Source organism: Synechococcus sp. H70.1, assembly GCF_047502705.1.
Lineage (GTDB): Bacteria > Cyanobacteriota > Cyanobacteriia > Thermostichales > Thermostichaceae > Thermostichus.
Map to the genome: position 1 here is coordinate 1 of NZ_JANSIV010000079.1, position 5758 is coordinate 5758.

General features: G+C 63.4%; 6 protein-coding genes. All 6 read left to right on the forward strand.

What is annotated here, in order from left to right; genetic code table 11:
• Positions 1-2036 (forward strand): single-stranded-DNA-specific exonuclease RecJ (locus NW827_RS06045; RefSeq protein WP_414503454.1); only part of this gene is annotated, 2036 nt, incomplete at its 5' end.
• Positions 2037-2039: 3 nt separating this feature from the next.
• The gene (locus NW827_RS06050; RefSeq protein ID WP_414403676.1) at positions 2040-2705 is read left to right on the forward strand and encodes a metallophosphoesterase family protein; all 666 of its coding nucleotides are present in this window, start codon (positions 2040-2042) and stop codon (positions 2703-2705) included.
• Between the two features lie 70 nt (positions 2706-2775).
• Positions 2776-3369 carry an RdgB/HAM1 family non-canonical purine NTP pyrophosphatase gene (rdgB, locus tag NW827_RS06055; RefSeq protein WP_414403677.1) on the forward strand — a complete coding sequence of 198 codons (594 nt, stop codon included), beginning with the start codon at positions 2776-2778 and terminating at the stop codon, positions 3367-3369.
• A gap of 146 nt (positions 3370-3515) precedes the next feature.
• Positions 3516-4616, forward strand: a complete 1101-nt coding sequence (locus NW827_RS06060; protein WP_414403678.1) for a hypothetical protein — start codon at positions 3516-3518, stop codon at positions 4614-4616.
• A 23-nt stretch (positions 4617-4639) separates the two neighbouring features.
• Positions 4640-5287, forward strand: a complete 648-nt coding sequence (tmk, locus tag NW827_RS06065; RefSeq protein ID WP_414403679.1) for a dTMP kinase — start codon at positions 4640-4642, stop codon at positions 5285-5287.
• A gap of 167 nt (positions 5288-5454) precedes the next feature.
• Positions 5455-5758: CHAD domain-containing protein (locus tag NW827_RS06070; protein WP_414503455.1), on the forward strand; the 304-nt coding region annotated here is incomplete at its 3' end.

A 5758-nucleotide genomic window follows, 5' to 3' on the forward strand; every position in this document is an offset into this window, starting at 1 on the left:
GAGTGCGCCTAATCCTAACGGTGTACAACTGCATTGCTGCACACGAGCCCTTTGGTCTAGCCAATGAGCTAGGGCTAACAGTAATCGTGACAGATCACCACGACCTGCCGCCCCAGTTGCCCCCTGCCGACGCCATCCTCAACCCCAAGCAGCTCCCAGAGTCGTCTCCCTACCGGGGAATGGCCGGGGTGGGGGTGGCCTACCTCCTAGCCCAGGCCTTGGCGGAGCGCCGCGGCGATGAACGGCTGGGGCGAATGGCGCTGGAGCTGTTTACGGTGGGCACCATTGCCGATTTGGCGCCCCTGACGGGGGTAAACCGTCTTTGGGTGCGGCAGGGGCTAGCCCTTTTGCCTACTGCCCAGGTGGCCGGGATCCGTGCCCTCTTGGCAGTGATGGGAATGACGGGATCCCCAGAGGAGCTGCGACCAGAGTGGGTAGGGTTTGGCCTGGGGCCCCGCATCAATGCCATTGGGCGAATTGGCCGACCGGAGCTGGGGATCCGGCTGCTGACCACCGACGACCCGCAGCAGGCAGAGAAACTGGCCCGCCGCTGTGAACGGCTCAACCAGGTGCGGCAGCAGATGTGCAGCCGCATTGAGGCGGAGGCTTTGGAGCAGATGGCCCGGCAAGAGCGGGATCTGGCGCAGGAGCGGGTGTTACTCCTTTTGGGAGCTCCCCAGCAGCGCTGGCACAAAGGGGTGATTGGCCTGGTGGCTTCGCGGCTGGCGGAGCGCTTTGGCTGTCCAGTGTTTATCGGCAGCCAGTCGCGCCAGGGGGAGATCACCGGCTCGGCGCGGCAGGGGATCCCCGAGTTCGACGTGTTCCAGGCCCTAGAGCTCTGCAAAGATTTATTGATCAAGCATGGCGGCCACCCAGCGGCAGGCGGGTTTAGCCTGAAAGCGGAAAACTGGCCCCTTTTGGAAGAGCGGCTGCGGCAATTGGCCCAACAGCGTCTGCAGCCGGAACAGATCCGGCCCTTGGTGCGGATCGATGCTGAGGTGGCCCTGGCGGATCTCACCCTCGACCTCTACCAGGAGCTGCAACGGCTGCAACCCTGTGGCATCGGCAATCCTGAGCCGGTCTTTTGCAGCCGCAACCTGCAGGTGGTGCAACAGCAGCGATTTGGCCCGCGGCCTGCCCAGGGGGAGGATACCCCCAGCCACCTAAAGTTGCTCCTGCAGGATCCCTCTGAGCCTTGCCACCACAGCGGCAGATCCCCCCTGCAAGCCAAGACTTGCAGCCGTCCCCTCTGGGCCATTCTCTGGCGGGGAGCCGCAGCCTATCCCTTGCCTAAGCGGATTGACGTCGCCTACACCCTCAGAGCCAAGCGGTGGGGAGAAGAGAGCCAACTAGAGCTGGAAATTGTCGGGATCCGGCCTGCTCAAGCGGCTGGTTCTCCAAAGTCTTCTCCCCAGCAGGGAACAGTCCCCTCGCCCCTGCTGATCTACCGCCCTGCTCCGCCTCTCACCCGACCCCTGCGTTGGCAAGTTGTGGATGGCTTTTCTGCCCTCCTGCCCCAGGCGCAGGGAAGCATCCTCTTCTACGGCTTTCGGCGCCCCACCTTTGTCCTGGATCCTGAGCGGCGCTCCCCGCTAACTCTTCACTACGACCGTCCTCAGGCCGGCCACCGCTACGACCAGCTGTGGCTGTGGAGCTGGCCCCCCTCTCTAGAGCACCTCAAGTGGCTGCTCCACTACCTTGCTGGCGAAGCGCCGCTCATTGTCGTGCACCAGCAAACAGTGCCCCTGCCCTCTGCGGCCACCTTACAGCGGCAGCTACGCCACTACCTGCAAACCCGGCCTCAGGTGGATCTGTTGCGCCTAGGCCAGCACTGGTGGCTATCGCCAGCGCTGTTGGTGGCGGGCCTGCGCTCGCTAGGGTATGCCTGTCCGGAGTTTGGCCCAACAGGATCGTTGGAAGAGGAACTGGAGGCCCAACGGGCCTGGTACCGCAGCTCCTGGCCACAGGTGGCTGCCCTGCTGCAGGGATCCCAGTCGCCAGACAGGGTTCTGGCTTCCCCTCCCGACTTCTGCTAGCCCATGGGGATCAAACTGCTTCTTGGCTCTGACTACCACGGCAACGACCGGCTGATCCGGCAAGCCCTAGCCTACTTGCCCCAGGTGGATGGCTACATCAACTGCGGCGATTTCTGCTCCAAGGCTGGCAAGCCCTCCCTCAACGCCACCCAAGGCTTTCACCCAACAGCCGAAGCTGAGGTCATCCAGTTGCAATCTTTCCTGGCGGCAGTAGACGGCCTGGGCAAGCCCTGGCTCTTTTTGCCCGGCAACCACGACCCAGCCGCTGCCGTGTTGGATGCCCTAGCTGGCAGGTGGGGACGGGCCATCACCCAGTCTTGTTACTTTGAGTGGCTAGGGCTGCAAGTGTTGGCGGTGCCCTGGACTCCCCCTTGCGGCTGGAGCTGGACCCTTACCCGCAGCCATCTGCAGGAGCTGCTTACCCTCTATAGCCAGCCTCCTCGCCCCATTGACCTGCTGCTTAGCCACGCGCCGCCGCGGGGCCTGTTGGACGAAGGCGGCAAATGGTACCACCGCCGCATGCCCACCCTGCGCCCCCTGTTGGATCACCTACAGCCGCGCTACTACATCTGCGGCCACATGCACTGGGACGGGGGAAAGGTGGAACGCTGCGGCTCCACCCTGGTGATCAACACGGCCTTGCACAACATGGTTCTGGAAATCCCCTAAGGACCTGGGCAGCCCTCTGCTGTCTGCTTTCTTCCGCTAAGATACCTGTGTTTCCCGCGATCCCCAGCCTATGGCGCGCCCCTTGATCTTGGCCAGCAGCAACCCTGGTAAATGGCGGGAGTTCAACACCTTCTTCCAGGCCCATGCTCCCAGCTGGGATCTGCGCCCCCTGCCGGCAGCGATAGAAGTGGAAGAAAGCGGCAGCACCTTTGTCGAAAATGCCCTTCTCAAGGCCAAGGCTGTAGCAGCCGCTCTGGGGGAGTGGGCCATTGCCGATGACTCTGGGCTGGCGGTGGCAGCCCTTGGCGGCGCCCCCGGGATCCATTCGGCCCGCTATGCCCCCGACGATGCCGCCCGCATCGCGCGGCTGCTGCGGGAGATGGAAGGGATCCCCAACCGCCAAGCCAGCTTTCACTGCGCCATTGCCCTCGTGGATCCCCAGGGGCAGGTGCGGGCCTTGGTGGAGGGCATCTGCCACGGGGAGATACTGGCTCAGCCCCGGGGAGCAGGAGGATTTGGCTACGACCCGCTCTTTTGGGTGCCGGAGGTGGGGCTGACCTTTGCCGAGATGAGCCCGGCGCAAAAGGAAGCCGTCAGCCACCGCGGCCAGGCCCTGAGGGCCTTGAAAGAACAGCTCCTGATCTTGGAGCGCAGTCTAGGCTAGCTTGGAGGTACGGCTGCAGGGGTCCAAGAGGGGAGCCTAACGGCAGCACACGCGGCCATCCCTGCCAACCTGTGGATCCTACTTGCTAGCAGGTTTTCTCGGTCTAGGAAGATGGGAGTGCCAGTTTTGCGTTGGGAGCCTGAAGAATGACCTTCTCTGAGGAGCGCGATCCAAACCGTTTTTCAGACTCAGCGGCTGCTGCCGGTGAGGGAAGCCGCGGCCAAGCTCCCAGCAGCTCAGAGTCCCAAGGCCGACGTTCCCCGCCCCCTCTGCCGGAGGAAGGTTCTGCCCCCTCCCCCGACGGTGCCGAAGACTGGCTAGAAGAGGAAGAGGAGCGAAACGATGGGAAGGCGTCCGCTACTCGTCTCTCTGGGCGCGCGCCGCGAGCAGAGGATAACGGAAGAGAAGGAAGGGCTGGCTCTTCGCAAGATGCCGAGACAGGGTCCTCGCGGCCGGGGGCCAGCCGTCCTGGACAGGCCCTGGTTCCCCGGCGCCCTGTCTCCAGCAACCGGAGCTACGCGGCATCCGCCGCCTATGCCGGCTCCTCCCGGGGCGAGTACAGCCGTTCTGCAACTTACGGCTACCCTGCCGGCTCGGGGGGAAGTGGGGGGTATGGAGGTGGAGGGCGCAGCAGCAGCTCCTCAGGGGGAGTCTCCTCTTCGGATCTGACAATCCTGCTGGTGGTGGCCTTGCTGGCTTTCTTTGGGGGGTTTGCCATCCGCAACCTCTTCGCGGAGTCGGGTGGCTTTGACGATGAGCGCCCCATCCGCGCGGCCAATGTACCGGCGGCCTTTCGGGATTTTTGCTTTGCCTACAACGGCACGGCTTCCTTTACCGTGGTGCAACTAACCAGCGTTTCCGCCCTCACCATGGCTTCTGTGCCCGTCTACAAGATGGACACCTGCACCATCCCCGTCAGCCAAACCGCCAACGCCCTGCAGGCCTTGGGCATCCGTGGCCGAGCCAACACCCTAGGCCCGCAACTGGGGGGATCCAACCTCACCCTCATCCAGCTCCCTCTGGCCAGCAGCTTGGCCCGCGCCATCTACAACCAGTTTCCTGGCTTGGCCAGTCAGGGTAATGAGGCCCAGGTTCTCTCCCAACTGGAAACCACCATCAACGACGCCCTGCGCTCCAACGTGGAGGGGCTGGCCCTGCAAGGCCTGGAGCCCACCAACATCCCCGACGTGTACGTGATGATCCCGGGCCACTCCTTTAACTTGCAACCGCAGCTTAATCTGCGCTAGCTCTCCTTTCTAGGGAGACTGCTGTGTTCATCACCTTAGAAGGTGGAGAAGGAGTGGGCAAAACCACTCAGCAGACGCTGCTGGCACAGCGGCTGACTCTAGAAGGCTATGCCTGCCTGTGTACCCGCGAGCCGGGAGGGACAGCCCTCGGCCGAGCGCTGCGGGAGTTGCTGTTGCACGGGGATCCCATAACGCCGCTGGCCGAGTTGCTCCTGTACGCGGCAGACCGGGCCGAGCACGTGCAAAGATGCATCCTTCCCGCCCTAGCAGCGGGGCAGGTGGTGCTCTGTGACCGCTTCACCGACTCTACCCTGGCCTACCAGGGGTATGGTCGGGGGCTGGACTTGGAGAAGATCCGCCAGCTCAACCACTTGGCTACCGGCGGGCTGCAGCCGCACCTCACCCTGTGGTTGGATCTCCCCCCTGAGGTGGGGCTGGCGCGTTCGCGTCAGCGTCGCGTAGCAGTTACCCGTTCCCCACAGTCAGAGGCCGACAAACTCGAGCGAGAACACCTGGAGTTTCACCGCCGAGTTTACCGCGGATTTCAAGCTCTAGCTGCCGAGTTCCCGCAGCGGATTGTTCGCATTCCCGGCGAGGGATCCCCGGCAGAGGTGGCCACCCGCATCTGGGCAGCGGTCGGGCCCCGCCTACCAAAGGCTCCGCCCTGCTAGCTCGAAGGGCGGTCTCAACCGTTTCCCTGGCCATACCCTGCTCAGAGGTTAAGATTAGGTTAAAAAAGAAGAGGGCGCGGGTGACCTCAGGGTAAGGTAAGTGGGCTATGCAGGGAAAGCCTTCTGCCCTTTTTAGGCCCTGTTTTGAGAGGTAGAGGAGATTTGCTGTGAGTGCCATTGCTGCTGAGCAGAAAAGCGAGCACTCGATCCTGCTGGCGTCTTCCCCTCCACCCACCGTGGCCGCTTGGGCCCACCAATTGTTAAGCCAGCAATGGCAGCGGCTGCAGAAGCACGTGGGGAGAGTGCTCAACCAACACCCCGAGGCAGCAGAGTCCCTCCATCAGATTCGGGTGGGCCTGCGCCGCATCGGCACCTGGGTGGAGGTGTTTCAGGGATCCGTGCGCCTGCCCAAGCCACTCAAGCCCAAACGTCTGCAAAAGTTGACCAGAACCCTGGGCCAGCAGCGGGATT

Excerpts from the sequence above, each read along its gene's own strand:
- NW827_RS06050 (WP_414403676.1), top strand. The coding sequence starts at position 2,040 with ATGGGGATCAAACTGCTTCTTGGCTCTGACTACCACGGCAACGACCGG.
- rdgB (WP_414403677.1), top strand. The coding sequence starts at position 2,776 with ATGGCGCGCCCCTTGATCTTGGCCAGCAGCAACCCTGGTAAATGGCGG.
- NW827_RS06060 (WP_414403678.1), top strand. The coding sequence starts at position 3,516 with ATGACCTTCTCTGAGGAGCGCGATCCAAACCGTTTTTCAGACTCAGCG.